Here is a 17,119-nt window from a genome sequence, read left to right on the forward strand (position 1 = left end):
GTTGAGCTAAACCCTACGCATACTGCACACTTAGTGAACAGTTAACGCCAACTCAACCACCATTCCAGTATATGCACAAGATTGCCGACAAACTAATGCAGGTAGAGGCCCGTTTGCAACAGGCAAGCCAACTTGCCCACCGACAGCGTGACAGCATCGCTCTTTTAGCGGTCAGTAAAACCCAGCCTGCCGCTAGCCTACAGGCCGCGTTCGACGCTGGGCAGCGCGATTTTGGCGAAAACTACTTACAAGAGGCCTTAGACAAAAAACAACAACTGGCCGCACTGCCCATCTGCTGGCATTTCATTGGCCCGATCCAATCCAACAAGACCCGCCCCATCGCCGAACAGTTCGACTGGGTTCACAGTGTAGACCGCTTAAAAGTCGCACAGCGCCTAAGTGCCCAAAGACCGGAGTCACTGAACCCTCTCAACATCTGCCTGCAAGTGAATATTGACGACGAGGCCAGCAAGAGCGGCATTGCGCCGGCCGAGCTGAGCGCCCTAGCGCAACAGGTGTTGGCGCTGCCTAGGGTAACGCTCAGGGGTTTGATGGTCATACCGAAAGCCAGCAGCGACCCAGCCCAACAACGCGCCGCCTTCGCCAAAACTCGACAACTGCGCGACCAGCTCAGCCAAACCTTAGCCATCGAGCTGGATACCCTATCCATGGGCATGTCGGGCGACCTAGAAGCAGCTATTGCCGAAGGCGCGACGATTGTCAGAGTTGGCACCGATATTTTTGGTGCGCGCAAGGCACACAATTAAGGCTGGAAATCCGCCTATTCGCCCCCACTATAGTCACTAGATTTTAAAAGGAACTCACCATGAGCCAAACTATCGCCTTTATCGGCGCAGGCAATATGAGCGCAGCCATTATCGGCGGCCTCGTACAGCAGGGGGTCGACCCAAAAAGTATCATCGCCAGCAACCGCAGCACCGGTAAGCTCGAAGCACTGGCCAGTAAATACGGCATTCGCGTAACACCCGATAACCGAGAAGCAGCACAGGCCGACGTGGTGGTGTTATCGGTCAAACCGCAAATGATGAAAGCCGTGTGCCAAGACCTGAAACCGGTGATGCCACACAAACCCTTAATCGTGACCGTTGCTGCCGGCATTGATGTAGCCAGCTATGAGGCTTGGCTTGGCAAGGAAAAAGCCATCGTGCGCTGCATGCCCAATACACCCTCGTTAGTGGGTATGGGCGCCAGCGGCTTATTTGCCAACGCCAATGTGAGTGCCGCACAACGCAGCAGCGTCGACGCCATTATGTCGGCCGTCGGTATCACCGCATGGGTGGAACAAGAGTCGCTCATTAACGCCGTGATCGCCGTGTCCGGCTCTGGCCCGGCCTATTATTTCTTGATGATGGAATCGATGATTGAGGCCGGCATGGCCCAGGGCTTAAGCCGCGAAACCGCCAAAGCCCTGACGTTTCAAACCGTCGCTGGCGCCGCTAAACTGGCCGCCGATGCCGACGTCGAAGTGGATGAATTGCGCCGTCGCGTGATGTCGCCAGGCGGCACCACGGAACAAGCGGTGCAATCCTTTGAATCTGATAATATTCGGGAAATTTTTAGCCGCGCTATGACACGCTGCGCCAGTCGCGCCGTAGAAATGGCCAAAGAAATGGGAAACTAGCGTGAATACTGTGAGCCAAATTCTGGTCTACTTACTGCAAACCTTAGGCGGCCTCTACCTGATGGTGGTGCTACTGCGGTTAATGCTGCAAATTGCCCGAGCCGACTTTTACAACCCGCTGTCACAATTCATCGTTAAGGCCACCAACCCTGTGCTAATGCCACTGCGCAAAGTGATTCCCGGGTTAATGGGGGTCGATTTCGCCTCCATTGTCCTGGCACTCATCGTTGCCATCAGCCTCGGGCAGCTGGTGCTAATTCTTAGCGGTTACGGCTTTCAAAATCCCTTCCACCTCATGGCTTGGGGCGCAGTCGCGGTGTTGGCATCGCTGGCCAATTTACTGTTTTGGTCACTCATTATTATGGTAATTGCCAGCTGGGTAGCGCCTCAGTCGTACAATCCGGCACTGCTCCTGATACGACAACTCTTAGCGCCCATCATGACGCCGTTTCAACGCCTAATTCCACCCATGGGCGGTTTAGATTTAAGCCCGATATTTGTACTGCTTACCTTGAACATTATCAGCAGTTTTATCGTGCCGGCACTGGCCAACAGTGTGGCCATGCCGCGCGGCTTGTTTTTAGGGGTTTAAACGGTTTCTGTGGGGAACAAGCGCACTCAAGAAAAGATCACATCGGCGGCCAACGCTAGGTTATAGCCAACGTAGGCCGCCACTAACAAGCCACCCTGCCAACGGGTAATCGCACCACCTTTCATGGCGCGGAAACACAGCACCGCCAAGGCCACCGACAACAAGACCATCACCACGCTATCGCGGCTTAGCACGACCGAGGCCACCACATCTGGGTGAATCAAACCGGCAATACCAACCACGCCGAGAATATTGAACACGTTCGAACCAATCACATTGCCAACGGCCATTTCGTGCTGGTTCTTGCGCACACTCGCGATACTCGCGGCGAGCTCGGGCAAGCTGGTACCCAAAGCAACAATGGTCAAGCCGATAATCAACTCACTGATCCCCAGTGCGAGGGCAATTTCTGTGGCCGACCATACCAGTAAACGCGAGCTAGCCAACAGCAGCAGCAAGCCAACAATCAACGCAAAGAAGGCCTTACCCAAACTCTGCTCATGCGACACGACCTCATCGACTTCGGCACCAAAAGCGTCATCGGGCGAGCGTACGCTTTGCCAAATGCCAAAGCCTATGTAAGCCGCCAAGGCCGCCAATAATAAAACGCCGTCGCCTTGCCCCAAAAAGCCATTCAACAACACCACTACGCCGAGGCCCGTGGCAGCCAACATCAATGGCACCTCCTGATAAACCACCTTGGAGTGCACAGCAATCGGGGCCAACACGGCGGTGATGCCTAAAATTAAACCAATATTGGCAATATTAGAGCCTATCGCGTTGCCAAGCGCTAAATCTGGCTCGCCATCCAGCGCGGCCATGGTCGACACCAGCATTTCTGGCGCCGACGTACCAAAACCAATGATCAAAATGCCCACCAATAAAGGCGACATACCAAATTGCTGGGCAACCGCAGCGGCGCCATCAATAAACTTATCGGCGCTCCAAGTGAGCACAATTAATCCAACAACCAACGCTCCCAATGCGATTAACACGGTGACTCCTCTCTGGTTTGGCTAACTAACAACGGCCGCCATTGTAGGTGAGCGCCCCCCAAATAACAGAGTTTTAACAACTTTTTCACCAATTAGTGATAAAAATAAACTAATAGCTTCTATTTGTTATAACCAAAACTTTGAAGATGTGGACTATTCAGGTTTAATGGGGGGCTGTAAATAGAATAATAAATAAGCTGTACCAACCGCAAAGCACCATGGCTCACGAGTATCTTATGAATCACGCATCACTTTACCGCCAGCTGTCTGAATTTCAGCGCTGGAAGCAGCAACTCAACACGCAGGTGCAGGCCTTCGTGCACTGGCTGCAAGCCAATAACATCACCTCTAAGTCAGCCGAACAGAGTCTCGCGCACGCGCGCACGCTGCTTAACGAAGACCAATTTACCCTAGCCATGGTCGGTGAATTTTCGCGCGGTAAAACTGAGCTAATCAACGCCCTGCTGTTTTCGGAATACGGCTATCGCCTACTGCCTTCGCAACCCGGCCGCACCACCATGTGCCCGACCGAGATTTATCGAGACCCAGACGTCGCCAAAGGTTGTGTGCGCCTGCTACCGATTGAAACTCGACGCTCTAATGTGGCATTGGCAGCCTTTAAGCGGATTCCACAAAAGTGGGTAACACTGCATTTTGATCCACACAACCAAGCCGAGGTCACCCAAGCCATGGCGCGCATCGCCGAGGTCAAGGTAGTCAATTTGCGCGAGGCCGAAGCCCTGGGCTTTGATTCAGACACCCTCAGCAAAAGCCGCGACAGTGGCGACAAAGTGGAGATACCCGTTTGGCGCCACGCCCTGGTGAGTTTGGACCACCCACTGCTCGCGCGCGGCTTGCGTATATTGGACACGCCAGGCTTAAACGCCCTAGGCAACGAGCCCGAACTCGCTCTCGGCACCTTAGCCAGCGCCCAAGCGATGCTGTTCTTACTCAGCGCTGATGCCGGCGTAACCGCGACAGATCTGGAGATTTGGAACGAACACATCAACATTCTGCGCCACACCCAGAGCACCGAAGTCATCACCTTACTGAACAAAATTGACAGCCTGTGGGACGACCTAATGCCGCAGGAGGATGTGCTGCTGGCGATACACAAAATCCGCGAGAGCACCGCCCGCTACCTGCAGCAACCGCTCGAGCAAGTGCTCACCGTATCGGCCAAACAAGCACTGCTAGCGCGCGCCAATGGCGACCCAATTTTATTAGCGCGCAGCCAGCTACCTAAGCTGGAAAAGATACTTTCGGAAAAGCTCATCGACAACCGCTCCAGGTTAGCGAGCCACCACCTCGTTAACAATTTGCTAACCATCATGGAAGACACCAGCAATTTATTGCGCGAGCGCTTGTACGCGGCAGACAAAGACCTGGCCAGTTTTGAAGCGGCGCGTGGTGGGCTTGAACAGCGCTCAACGCTGGCCGCACTGCGCGCCAACATCAAGCGCGTACACCACCAATTTCACAAACAGAGCTTGTCGCTGAAATCCAGCGAACGACTCTTATACGGTCAAAAAGACAGCTTGTTAGCGCCGGTCAGCCACGCCACCATTGATCAACAAATAAAAGCCGTGCAGGAAAACCTCAACACCAGCTGGCATACTTTCGGTGCCGGTAAAGCGGTGCAAGATTTTTTCGATAATATCGATTACTGCCTATCCAATCTGGCCGAGCAAATGGCCCAAGCCAATAAGGTGATGTACTCCATCTACCTACGCGAAGACAACAACGCCAACCCAGAATTATTGCGCAGCCACGAATTCGACTTGCGCCGCTACGGCGCCCGTATCAACCAACTGCGCAGACACGGCAAACAATTCTCTCTCGGCTTGGGAAATTTACTCACCAGCAAGCAAAGTTTGGCCTCGCGTTTTATTGGCACTCTCGCCCATGAAACACAAAAACTCATGGACGAATTGCGCTCCGATATCGACAACTGGCTAAAAGACACGTTAGCACCGCTTAATCATCGCAATCTGTACCAGAAAAAATTGCTCGATGACCAGCTGTTACAATTGGCCAATTTGAATTTGCAAAGCCGCACCGAGCAAGAACAAAAAGACCTGTTAAAAGCGGATATTGCTAAGCTCGAGTCGGTACTCATGGAGCTAGATACTATTATTCGCGCCACCAAAGCCTTGCGGCCAGAGCACGACAGCGCCAACAACGTCGTCAATTTGCATAAAGACGGCACAACTAACCACAAGGCGGGTTAAACCCAGCACGGTAAAAAGCAAGGTTGGCTTGCCCTCGGGCGAGCACAACCTTAGACTTGCGGCCTTTGCTCACCGCAACCGGAATGCTACCTTTGCCACATCGCGCCTCTCATTCAGTGGGTCTTGTGACACCACAAACCCTGCAGGTTACCGAACCGCTAGCACTTGCTTGTGGTCGCCACCTCGACAGCTACCAACTGGTTTACGAGACCTACGGCAAACTCAATGCTAAGGCGTCCAATGCGGTGCTGATTTGCCATGCGTTGTCTGGCACCCATCACGCCGCCGGCTACCATAGCGCCGACGATAAAAAACCCGGCTGGTGGGATCACTACATAGGCCCAGGCAAACCCATCGACACCAATCAATTTTTCGTGGTTGCCTTAAATAATCTCGGTGGTTGTGCCGGCTCCACGGGGCCGACCAGCATTAACCCAGCCACGGGCGAAGCTTGGGGGCCAGATTTTCCCATCCTGCGCGTGCGCGATTGGGTCAATTCACAAGCGAAATTAGCCGATGCCTTAGGTATTCAGTGCTGGGCTGCCGTGGTCGGCGGTTCACTGGGTGGCATGCAAGCCATGCGCTGGACCTTAGAGCATCCCGATCGGGTAAAAAATTGTGTGGTAATTGCCTCGGCCATGAAGCTGACCGCGCAAAATATTGCCTTCAATGAAACGGCGCGTCACGCCATTACCTCCGACCCAAATTTCTGTGATGGCAACTACCTAGCGCACAACACCAGCCCAAAACAGGGCTTGGCCATTGCCCGCATGATCGGTCACATCACTTACTTGTCGGGCGACGGTCTGGGCGAAAGGTTCGGTCGCGATGTCCGCTCGGGCAGCTTCGAGCAGGGCCAAGATAGCCTCGTGGAGTTCCAAGTACAGAGCTACCTGCGCTACCAGGGCGATGTGTTTTCCGACAACTTCGACGCCAACACCTATTTACTCATGACCCGCGCATTGGATTACTTTGATTTAGCGCGCGAATACAACGACGACGCTGCTCAGGCCTTTGCCCGCGCTAAGGCGCGCTTCTGCGTCGTCTCTTTTACCACTGACTGGCGCTTCTCACCCGAGCGCTCGCGCGAGATCGCGCAGGCGTTAATCGCGGCCAACAAATCGGTTTGCTATGCGGAAATTGAATCCAACTTTGGCCACGATGCCTTCCTGTTGCCAGACCAACGCTATGAGCAAGTTTTTTCCCGCTTTATGCAAACCGTCTCCGCGGAGGCCAACCAATGAGCCAGCGTATTGACCACTCCATTATCCAAGCTTGGGTAAAACCCAACACCAAATTACTGGATTTGGGCTGCGGCGACGGTAGCCTGTTGCAACTACTGGCAAGCGCTAAACACGTACAGGGTTATGGCCTAGAAATTGGCGCGGAAGAAATAAATGCCTGCATCAGCAAAGGCGTCAACGTCATTGAGCACAACCTCGACGCCGGCTTGCCGCATTTTGCCGACAACAGTTTCGATTTGGTCATCATGACCCAAGCGCTGCAAACCATGCGCTTTCCACACCTAGTGCTAGACGAAATGCTGCGCGTTGGACGCGAGTGCATCATCGCCTTCCCAAACTTCGGCCATTGGAAAGCGCGCTGGCATTTAAGCCTTTCAGGCCGTATGCCAGTATCGGACTTGCTGCCGTTTGAATGGTACGATACCCCCAACATTCACTTTTGTACGGTGAAAGATTTTGAAGTCCTGTGTGCCGAAAAAGGCATTAAAGTTTTACAGCGGCAGGTAATCGGGGCCGATAGCATTTCGCCCCTGGCCAACCTGCTTCCCAATCTATTTGCCGTAAATGCGGTTTACCACCTGAGTAAATAACATGACTATTCTACGCGGCCTAATAACCTGTTTCTGTTTGAGCCTAAGCTTATTAGCACAGGCCACAGAAGTACCCGATGCCAAGCGTATTGATCAAAACCCTTGGTTCGACAGCGGCAACTATCGCGTCCATTTCAGCACCTTTACCAGCGACTTTTTGCAACCCAATACCGCCGCCGGGTTGCAGCTCACCCGCGCTAAAGACCAACTATTGATCAACATTGCCATCACGGAAAAAACGGCCGACGGCAGCTACGGCATGGGTCAAAAGGCCACCGTCACAGGCACGGCGACCAATTTAATGCAGCAAATGAAGTCGCTAACCTTTATCGAAGTGAAGGAGCCGAGCGCAACCTATTATTTAGCGCCACTGCGCTTTACCAATGAAGAGACCATCCACTTCAACATTAACGTGGTAAGCGGTAAAGGCGAAACGTTAAACCTCACCTTTACCCGGACGCTGTATGTCAACAATCAATAAGCTGGTACTCGCCAGTAACAACGCCGGTAAGCTCGCGGAGTTTCAAGCAATACTACAAGATTGCGGCATAGAGCTACTGCCGCAATCGGCATTCAATGTGCCAGACGCCGATGAAACCGGCTTATCCTTTATCGAAAATGCCATTTTAAAAGCCCGCCACGCCGCCCGTATTAGCGGCTTGCCAGCGCTTGCCGACGACTCGGGCTTAGCGGTCGACGCCCTCGATGGCGCGCCCGGTATTTACTCCGCTCGCTTCGCCGGCCAACACGGCAATGATGCTGCCAACAACGCCAAGCTACTGGCCGATTTAGCCCAGATACCCGAGCCCAAGCGCGGCGCACAATTTCACTGCGTATTAGCCCTCGTTACCCACGCCGACGACCCTATTCCCATCGTCTGCCACGGCGTTTGGCAGGGCAGAATTTTACCTCAAGCCGCTGGCAGCAACGGCTTTGGCTACGACCCCTTATTTTGGGTTGAAGAGACGCAGTGCGCCTCGGCCGAGCTCAGCAAAGCCGAGAAAAATCGACTATCGCACCGCGGCAAAGCCATGGCGCTACTGATCGCAGCGCTAAAAGCGCGCTAAACTTTTTCACGCCATTTTTAAAAAGGCCATCCCATGGCACCCAGCTTGCCACCGCTTTCGCTTTACGTGCACATTCCTTGGTGTGTACGCAAATGCCCTTATTGCGACTTTAACTCCCACAAAGCTGGGCCAGAGGTGCCTGAACAAGCTTACGTGCACGCGCTATTGCGCGACATGCAAGATGAGACGGCGCGCAGCCATGGCCGACCGCTCAGTTCGATCTTTTTTGGCGGCGGCACCCCAAGCCTGTTCAGCGCGCAAGCCATTGGCGACATACTCCAGGGCGCAGAACGCCATTTCGGCTTCGCGGCGAATATCGAAATTACCCTCGAGGCCAACCCGGGCACTGCGGAGCAGGGTCGCTTCCACGGCTACCGCGCCGCGGGCGTCAACCGTCTATCCATCGGCGTGCAGAGTTTTAACGCCCAGCACTTGCATCACCTAGGCCGTATTCACTCGGGTCGCGAGGCCATTGACGCCGTCGCCATGGCGCGCGCAGCTGGCTTCGACAATTTTAATCTAGACTTGATGCATGGCTTACCCGGGCAAACGCCGGAAGACGCCAGCGCCGACCTGACTCAAGCCCTAGACTTGGCGCCCAACCATCTATCTTGGTACCAGCTCACCATCGAACCCAACACCGAATTTTTTCGCCGTCCACCGGTGCTCCCCATCGAAGACACGCTGGCCGACATTCAAGATGTGGGCAGTGCCCTATTAAGCGAAAACGGTTTACACCAGTACGAAATATCGGCCTATGCAAAAACCAATCAACAGGCCGCACACAACTTGAATTACTGGCGTTTCGGGGACTATATCGGCATTGGCGCCGGTGCTCACGGCAAGCTCAGCCACTGGCATGGCAACCAATTACAGATTCATCGGCAGTGGAAAACCCGTTTGCCCGAACACTACTTAAAACGCACCGACAACATTGCCACCCAACGCTTTGAAGCCGGCAGCGAGGTAATCGAGGCTCAAGACCTGCCACTAGAATTTATGATGAACGCCTTGCGTTTAAACGACGGCGTAGAGCAGAGCTTGTTTCAACAGCGCACCGGCTTAGCCCTCGACACGATTGCAGCACCGCTAAAACACCTGCGCGAACAGGGCCTAATCACACCCGATAGGTTGCAGCCAACAGCACTCGGCAGTCGCTACTTAAACCGACTGCTGCCGGCATTTGAAGCCGTGTAACAGGCGCTCGCATTTAGACAGATGCTGCTACACTTGTTCGATAAGGCGGCGCCTGATCTGCGTCACCACAAGGCACAAGGAATAATAGCCCAGTAATGTTTAGCTTCACTCGCTATCGCCGCGAAAATCCTATCGCTACGCGCCTGCTGACGCTGATCATTATCAGTAGTTCGATCATGGCGCTGTTTGCGATACTGATACAGCTTTACGTTAGCTTTCACGACGACATAGACGCCCTCAATAAACGCCTCGACCAAGTGCGTATCAGCACCCTTCCCTCGATCACCAAAAGCCTCTGGGGTTTTGACGAAGAACAGCTCAACGTACAAATACAAAGCGTGTTGGAAGTTGAAGATGTGGCTCAAGTCACAGTGGTGTGGCGCGACTGGAATAACATGGATCAAGCCATGACCGCCAGCTCGCTCAACATGGATTTAGACAACTTAGAAGCGAGCACCAGCGGCACCTTAGTCAAAGAGTACCCGCTGGTGTATTCAGACCCCAATACACCAGAGCAAGAACTCGGCACCCTGATTATCACCGCCAGCCTGAGCAGTGTGTACAGCAAGTTGTGGGAGCGAGCGCTCTACATCGGCGTACTGCAGGGCACAAAAACACTGATTATCTCGCTGTTTATTCTATGGCTGGTGCGCACGCTGCTAACCCGGCACATGGAAACTATTGCCCAGTACGCTCGCCAAATGAGCTTAAGCAATTTATCGGCACCGTTAAAATTAAAGCGCGATAAAGACCCTGAAGAACAGGATGAATTAGATAACGTGGTCAACGCTTTCAATCAAATGCGCACCTCGCTGATCGAAGATATTGAACAGCGGCAAGCGATTGAAACCGCGCTGCTGACGGAGAAACAAGAAAAAATTGAATCCGAGCGACAAAAGGCCGTGGCCGAAACGGCGAACCGCGCCAAGAGTCAATTTTTAGCCACCATGAGCCATGAAATTCGCACCCCCATGAACGGTGTGATCGGCATGGTAGAACTGCTCAGGGATACACCGCTCAGCGCCACGCAACAACACTATCTCGATGTCATTCATCGCTCGGGCGAAACCCTCATCGATATCATTAACGATATTCTGGATTATTCGAAAATCGAAGCAGGCAAGATGGAACTCGAGTCTTCGCCGTTTAACCTCGAAGATTTGGTCGAAGATTGTGTGCAGCTGTTCGGTGCAACAGCCAATAAACGGCACATAGAACTTATCGGCAGCGTCAGCCCAACCACACCACTGCATTTATTGGGCGACCCAACGCGGCTACGCCAAGTTCTCATCAACCTAATTGGCAACGCGTTTAAATTTACCGATCAAGGTTATGTGATTGTCGAGGCCCGTCGAGAAGAAAAATCTGATCCGAGCAACCCACTCATTCGCTTTAGTATTCGCGACAGCGGCATCGGCATTAACGATGATGGCTTAGCGCGTTTATTCCAATCGTTCAGTCAAGCCGACAGTTCAACCACGCGAAAATTTGGCGGCACGGGTTTAGGTCTCGCCATATGTAAGCGCCTAGCCGAAATCATGGGCGGTGAAATTGGCGTTGAGTCGAGGGCTGGGCAAGGTTCAACTTTCTGGTTTACCGCGCGCTTCCAAGCCACCGAGCACGCCCCGATCGACACCAACTCCGTGCCTTCATCGGCATTGGCGGGCAAACATTTACTGGTGGTTGAAGATAACACCTACCTCGCCAATATTATCGCCCATCACTGCAAGAGCTGGGGCATTCACGTTCACCTAACCGAAACCGAAGCAGAAACACTGGCAATGATTAACCAACCGGATTGCCCGGCGTTTAGCTTTGCCTATCTCGACAATGAATTGCCGGAGGTAGATGTATTTGCCCTAGCCAAGCAAATTAGCCAACACCGCGCCGACAAAAAAACCCCTATCGCCATTCAACTCGGCTCAGACAACACACCAGATCCGGCTGCCTTGGCCGATGCGGGAATTATTGAAACCCGACGCAAACCTGTCACACCGAAAAAATTAAAAGAAGTCTTGGCAGCGTTGATCGGCCTTAAACAGCGCGGCAGTAAAGCCACTTCTGTTGCTAGCGTCGGTAATCTGTATAGCCACTTGAAAGTTTTGGTCGCCGAAGACAACAACGTCAATCGCATGGTCATCAAAGGTTTGCTCGGAAAATTTGGTATTGAACCGCGCATGGTGGAAAATGGACGCGCAGCACTGGAGGCGGTTACCGCGCCCAACGCCAATTTTGACTTGGTTTTAATGGATTGCGAAATGCCGGAAATGGATGGCTTTGAAGCAACTCGCTCCATTCGCGATTTCGAACGTCGCAATATGCTACCTGATACACTCATCGTGGCACTCACTGCCCACGCCATGCAGGAACATCGGGAAGCAGTTTACCAGAGCGGCATGAACCACTACCTCAGCAAACCCGTCACCGTAGACGCATTAAAAAACGCCTTTGAAAAAATCGGCCTAGTAAAAACGCCCAGTCAAGCGATGATTTGAGCGGACTGAACCACCTCGCAATACTCACCCGACAAGTTCGCCGTAAAAATTTGGTGCACATCCTCGCCATTGATAATGCGACCATCGGCCAAGCGCAGCGGAAAGGCCGCGCAGGCATCGCTCACCAATCGTACCTTGTAACCTAGCGCAGCCGCGTGGCGCACAGATACATCAACCGAATGGTTTGTGGTTACACCGCACATCACTATACGATCACAGCGCAGTTGCTTAAGTTCGGCATTGAGCGAGGTATTCACAAATGCCGAATTGGCTCGCTTGGTCACCACGACTTCATGGCTCGATGGAGTAACGGCGTATTTAAAGGCAAAGCCATCACTGCGCGCATGATAGCTGGACTGATCAGATACTGACGAGTGACGCACATGTACGATAGGCCATTTATGTTCCCGCCAAAAGCCAATTAATTTGTCGATGACCGCTTCCGCCGTGGGATTGTTACGCGGGCCAGACGCCGCCCAATAGGGCGCGTCGATGGCCCTTTGCACATCGATAACCACCAATGCTGGTCGCAACCAAACGTCCATACCAGATACTTCCAACTACCAAATCGCGTTAGTCTAGCGCGAGATAAAACGCCATAACAGCGGCGGCAATAAATTTATCGGCGCCACTGATGGAATCGCTCAACCCACGCTAAAACGGCCTGCGGTGCATGGGCGCGCTTCCAATTACCGGCCACATACTTATTCGCTTCGCTGACCGTTGGATAAATATGAATAGTGGACAGTAAATTATTCAAACCCGTTTTATGTTTCATTGCACTGACAAACTCGGTAATCAAATCACTGGCGTGGTAGCCAACGATCACCGCACCTAAAATTTTATCGGTGCCTTTTTTGGTTAACACTTTGACAAAGCCTTGCGCTTCGCCATCGGCAATGGCGCGATCGAGATCATCAATACCATAGCGCGTCACTTCAACGGCTATACCCTGCTCCGCAGCCTCGCGCTCACTCAAACCTACGCGCGCCACCTCCGGTGCCGTGAACGTTGCCCAAGGCACAATACGATAATCGACCTTGAAACTTTTGAACGGACTAAACAACGCATTCACGGCTGCATACCAAGCTTGGTGCGCAGCCATATGGGTAAATTGATAGGGGCCAGCCACATCGCCGCAGGCATAGACATTGGGAAAACGGGTACGCATTTTTTCATCCACCGCCAAAGTACCTTTGCCGGTGAGTTCCAAACCTAAGCTAGACGCACCAAAACCAGTGACATTGGCCTGGCGCCCTACGCAAACCAATAACGTATCAAAGCTCAGCTCGTGCACCTGTTGCGCCTGTACGTAGCGCAAGATTTTTTCGCCCTTGTTTTCTAAGGTTTCTTGTACATCGATCACTTCCTGTACCTGGGCCGCATTGATGACGCGAATTTTTTCATCTCGAAACACCGCTTCGACAAACGCGGATACATCATCATCTTCGCGTGGCATAACCCGTGGTGCTCGACCGATCAAGGTCACTTGGGCTCCCAAACGCGCAAACGCTTGCGCCAGCTCGCAGCCAATAGGGCCGGAGCCCAATACCACCAGTCGACCGGGGTTTTCGCGCAGGTTCCAGATACTATCGGAGGTAAAATAGCCTATATTTTGTAAACCCTTGATATCGGGAATGGCGGGGCGAGCGCCGGTGGCAATAATTAAACTGCGCGCACTCATGCGCTTGCCCGCCACCTCCACTTCCCAAGGCGACACGATAGTCGCCGCACCGGTAATGCAATCCACCCCCAAGCCTGTGTAGCGCTCGATAGAGTCGTGCGGTTCTACCTCGGCAATAACGCGTTGAATGCGCGTCATCACCGCAGCGAAATCCACCTTTGCCGCTACCGGTGCCAAGCCAAATTTTTCGGCGTCTTGCAGGGTTTTCGCCACCGCCGCCGATTTAATTAAGGCTTTACTTGGCACGCAACCGGTATTCAAACAATCGCCACCCATTTTGTGCTTTTCTATCAGCGTGACTTTGGCCTTCACCGCAGCGGCGATATAAGCCGAGACCAAACCCGCGCTGCCGGCGCCAATCACCAATACATTGGTGTCGAACTTTTTTGGCTTTTTAAACGGTTGGTACAGGTAATAGTTTTTCAGCGGCTGTAACAGCTTGCGCGCCAGCCAAGGAAATAGCGCCAACAAAATAAACGCGAGCAGGATAGTGGGCGTCATGATGCCCTTGAGCGACAACTCCTCCAAAGCGCCCAACTCAGCACCGGCATTCACATACACTGCGGTGCCCGCCAACATGCCTATCTGGCTGACCCAATAAAAAGTCCACAGACGCACCTTGGTGAGACCAAACACCAAGTTGATCACGAAAAAGGGTACCAAGGGTATCAAGCGCAAGGTGAATAAATAAAAGGCGCCGTCCTTCTCAATGCCCGCGTTGATCTTGTTAAGCTGTTGGGCAAACTTTTCTTGCACCCAATCGCGCAGCAATGTGCGCGAGACCAAAAAAGCCAAGCTGGCACCGATGCTGGACGCGAAGGAGACGATCAACAGGCCCCAACCTAGGCCAAATAATCCACCGGCAATCAAGGTCAATAGCGCCGCCCCGGGCAGAGACAGCGCCGTGGCGAGTATGTAGACCAAGCCAAACAGCGCAGCCACCAGCACTGGACTTTCGCTGATCCATTGCCGGTAGAGTTCTGGGCTAAGCAGCCGAGCACCGTCTAAGCTAAAAAAGGCGGCGACAGCCGCAATCACCAAGGTGGCTATAACTATTTTTTTCATAGTGTCACAAAATTTGAATTTACTGGGTGTAGGATGCGCGTTTAAGAGCTGTATTCTCTATGCTTGTTACAATCTATTGCCATTCAGCGAAGATCAAACAGTACACTAGGATGCCACATACGCCCCATGAATGATCTAACCTGCGACTTTTTGGACAACCCCAGCTACTACCTAAATCGAGAACTTAGCCACCTGCACTTTAACCGCAGGGTACTGGAACAGGCGCTGGACGAAACTCACCCACTGCTTGAACGGCTGAAGTTTCTGCTCATCTGCTCGAGCAATCTGGACGAGTTTTTTGAAATTAGGGTGGCGGGCTTGCGTCAGCGCATTGCCATGGAGCGGGAAATTACCGAATTGGATGGCTCCAGCCCACAGGAGGTACTACAGGCGATCAGCACCAATTGCCACGCGCTGGTGGAGGAGCAATATCGGATACTCAATCAGGTGATTTTGCCCGCACTTGCGGACAAACATATTCGCTTTATCGCCCGCAGCCAATGGACCCCAGAACAAGTCGAATGGGCCAATAGCTTTTTCGAATCCGATATCTTGCCCATCGCCAGTCCCATTGGCTTAGACCCAGCGCACCCCTTCCCACGCTTGGTTAATAAAAGCCTGAACTTTATCGTCTCGCTCGAGGGCCAAGATGCCTTTGGCCGCGAGACCGGTCTGGCGGTGGTGCCGGCACCCAGAAGCCTGCCGCGAATATTGAAAATACCGGAAGCGCTAGCGCCCGAGGGCGATAATTTCGTGTTTCTCTCAAGCATCATTCACGCCAATGCCGATAAACTCTTCCCCGGCATGACGGTCAAAGGCTGCTATCAATTTAGGATCACCCGCAATGCCGATTTAGACTTTGACACCGAGGGGGTGGCCGATTTAGCCCGCGCGCTGCGGGGCGAACTGCACTCGAGGCGTTTCGGCAACGCCGTGCGGCTGGAAGTGGTAGACGACTGCCCAGAGGCCTTAGTCAACTTTTTGTTGCGTGAAACCGGCCTGAGTCAAGCCGAGCTGTACTTGGTCAACGGGCCAGTCAACACCAAGCGCCTGATGGACGCCGAAAAACAGCTGAATCGGCCGGATTTACAATTTGCGCCCTTCGTGCAAACCATCCCCAAGGGCCTAACCCGTAAAGACAACATTTTCCAAGCCATCGCCCACCGCGACCAATTGCTGCACCACCCCTTTGAGTCGTTCACGCCGGTGGTTGAGTTGCTCAGCCAAGCCGCCAAAGACCCGGACGTGCTGGCCATCAAACAAACCTTGTATCGCACCGGCGCCAGTTCGCCCATTGTCGATGCCCTACTGGAAGCGGCGCGCAACGGCAAGGAAGTAACCGCCGTGGTTGAGCTGCGGGCACGCTTCGACGAAGAGGAAAACCTCGAGCTGGCGAGTAAACTGCAAGAGGCCGGTGCTGTGGTGGTGTACGGTGTGGTGGGCTACAAAACCCACGCCAAGATGATTCTCATCGTACGCCGCGAGCAGGGCAAATTGCGCCGCTACGTGCACTTGGGCACCGGCAACTACCACAGCGGCAACGCCCGCCTGTACACGGATTACTCGCTCATGTCGGCCGACGAAGCCTTGGGCGCCGACGTCCATATCATCTTCCAGCAGCTCACCGGCATGGGCAAAACCGAGCGCCCACAAAAGTTATTGAACGCGCCCTTTACCTTGAAGCGCCAAATTTTGCGCATGATCGACAATGAAATCCGCGCTGTAGAAGCGGGCGAGCCAGGCACCATCATTATCAAATGTAACGGCCTGACCGAACCCAAGATTATCCAAGCGCTGTATCGGGCCTCTCAGGCAGGGGTGAGGGTGGAGCTCATAGTGCGCGGCATGTGCTGCCTGCGCCCAGGCATTGAAGGTATCTCGGACCACATCCGCGTTACCTCGGTGGTGGGCCGATTTTTAGAGCACAGCCGGGTATTCTACTTTGCCAATAGCCAACCCGGCCTCTACTGCGGCAGTGCCGACCTGATGGAACGCAACTTAAACCGCCGAGTAGAAGTCTGCTTCCCCGTGGAAGAGCCAGCTCTGGCGAGGCGGGTTATCGCGGATTTGGAAAAATACCTGACTGACAATCGTCAGGGCTGGCAGCTCGATACCCATGGCTTTTACCAGCTCCATAGCGGCGACCAAAGTGCCTCCGCCCAGCAACAACTTCTCGGGGAGCTGACCAAATAGAGACCTTTAAAACTGAATTTCAGCCCCCATTAACAGGCTTGAATAGCAAAAAGCCCATCGAGATAGGCTTAGTGAACTTGTACCTGCTAAGCTCAATCTTTATTATGCACGGCTAAATGCCTCG

Annotated in this window: 14 protein-coding genes; 11 read left to right on the forward strand and 3 right to left on the reverse strand. The window is 53.3% G+C overall.

Annotated elements, in window-relative coordinates:
- Window positions 1-71 precede the first annotated feature (71 nt).
- The 3 genes from ACGHTT_RS17925 to ACGHTT_RS17935 are packed head-to-tail and all read left to right on the forward strand — an operon-like array spanning window position 72 to window position 2,234.
- Window positions 72-767 (forward strand): YggS family pyridoxal phosphate-dependent enzyme, encoded by a 696-nt coding sequence (locus tag ACGHTT_RS17925; RefSeq protein WP_390592359.1) that lies wholly within the window; start codon window positions 72-74, stop codon window positions 765-767.
- A 59-nt stretch (window positions 768-826) separates the two neighbouring features.
- Window positions 827-1,642, forward strand: coding sequence for a pyrroline-5-carboxylate reductase (gene proC, locus ACGHTT_RS17930; RefSeq protein WP_390592360.1), 816 nt, complete (start codon window positions 827-829; stop codon window positions 1,640-1,642).
- Window position 1,643: 1 nt separating this feature from the next.
- Complete coding sequence (locus ACGHTT_RS17935) at window positions 1,644-2,234, forward strand: YggT family protein (RefSeq protein ID WP_390592361.1); 591 nt, start codon at window positions 1,644-1,646, stop codon at window positions 2,232-2,234.
- A 26-nt stretch (window positions 2,235-2,260) separates the two neighbouring features.
- On the opposite strand, the gene ACGHTT_RS17940 is transcribed toward ACGHTT_RS17935, so the two are convergent.
- Window positions 2,261-3,229, reverse strand: a complete 969-nt coding sequence (locus tag ACGHTT_RS17940; RefSeq protein WP_390592362.1) for a calcium/sodium antiporter — start codon at window positions 3,227-3,229, stop codon at window positions 2,261-2,263.
- 236 nt (window positions 3,230-3,465) lie between these two features.
- Here ACGHTT_RS17940 and ACGHTT_RS17945 point away from each other — a divergent pair, with 236 nt between their 5' ends.
- The 7 genes from ACGHTT_RS17945 (at window position 3,466) to ACGHTT_RS17975 (ending at window position 12,053) form a co-directional block, all read left to right on the forward strand.
- Window positions 3,466-5,460 carry a dynamin family protein gene (locus tag ACGHTT_RS17945; protein WP_390592363.1) on the forward strand — a complete coding sequence of 665 codons (1,995 nt, stop codon included), beginning with the start codon at window positions 3,466-3,468 and terminating at the stop codon, window positions 5,458-5,460.
- An 83-nt stretch (window positions 5,461-5,543) separates the two neighbouring features.
- Window positions 5,544-6,704, forward strand: coding sequence for a homoserine O-acetyltransferase (locus ACGHTT_RS17950; protein ID WP_390592364.1), 1,161 nt, complete (start codon window positions 5,544-5,546; stop codon window positions 6,702-6,704).
- On the forward strand, window positions 6,701-7,294 hold the full coding sequence (gene metW, locus ACGHTT_RS17955) for a methionine biosynthesis protein MetW (RefSeq protein ID WP_390592365.1): 594 nt from the start codon (window positions 6,701-6,703) through the stop codon (window positions 7,292-7,294). The genes ACGHTT_RS17950 and metW overlap by 4 nt, the downstream gene beginning before the upstream one ends.
- A gap of 1 nt (window position 7,295) precedes the next feature.
- Window positions 7,296-7,775: a DUF4426 domain-containing protein gene (locus ACGHTT_RS17960; protein WP_390592366.1), complete on the forward strand. Its 480-nt coding sequence runs from the start codon at window positions 7,296-7,298 to the stop codon at window positions 7,773-7,775.
- Window positions 7,768-8,361, forward strand: a complete 594-nt coding sequence (rdgB, locus tag ACGHTT_RS17965) for an RdgB/HAM1 family non-canonical purine NTP pyrophosphatase (RefSeq protein ID WP_390595080.1) — start codon at window positions 7,768-7,770, stop codon at window positions 8,359-8,361. Before ACGHTT_RS17960 ends, rdgB begins: the two co-directional genes overlap by 8 nt.
- 33 nt (window positions 8,362-8,394) lie before the next feature.
- On the forward strand, window positions 8,395-9,558 hold the full coding sequence (gene hemW, locus ACGHTT_RS17970) for a radical SAM family heme chaperone HemW (RefSeq protein WP_390592367.1): 1,164 nt from the start codon (window positions 8,395-8,397) through the stop codon (window positions 9,556-9,558).
- A gap of 95 nt (window positions 9,559-9,653) precedes the next feature.
- On the forward strand, window positions 9,654-12,053 hold the full coding sequence (locus ACGHTT_RS17975; protein WP_390592368.1) for a response regulator: 2,400 nt from the start codon (window positions 9,654-9,656) through the stop codon (window positions 12,051-12,053).
- Here ACGHTT_RS17975 and ACGHTT_RS17980 read toward each other — a convergent pair.
- Together ACGHTT_RS17980 and ACGHTT_RS17985 are read right to left on the reverse strand one after the other, a co-directional pair.
- A complete protein-coding gene (locus ACGHTT_RS17980) occupies window positions 12,038-12,598 on the reverse strand; it encodes a cysteine hydrolase family protein (RefSeq protein WP_390592369.1) in 561 nt (186 codons plus the stop codon). The genes ACGHTT_RS17975 and ACGHTT_RS17980 overlap by 16 nt on opposite strands.
- Window positions 12,599-12,672: 74 nt before the next feature.
- On the reverse strand, window positions 12,673-14,802 hold the full coding sequence (locus ACGHTT_RS17985; protein WP_390592370.1) for an FAD-dependent oxidoreductase: 2,130 nt from the start codon (window positions 14,800-14,802) through the stop codon (window positions 12,673-12,675).
- A gap of 126 nt (window positions 14,803-14,928) precedes the next feature.
- On the opposite strand from ACGHTT_RS17985, the gene ppk1 reads away from it, so the two are divergent.
- Complete coding sequence (gene ppk1, locus ACGHTT_RS17990) at window positions 14,929-16,995, forward strand: polyphosphate kinase 1 (RefSeq protein ID WP_390592372.1); 2,067 nt, start codon at window positions 14,929-14,931, stop codon at window positions 16,993-16,995.
- Window positions 16,996-17,119 lie beyond the last annotated feature (124 nt).

The organism is Simiduia litorea (assembly GCF_042853465.1).
In the GTDB taxonomy this organism is placed as follows: domain Bacteria; phylum Pseudomonadota; class Gammaproteobacteria; order Pseudomonadales; family Cellvibrionaceae; genus Simiduia; species Simiduia litorea.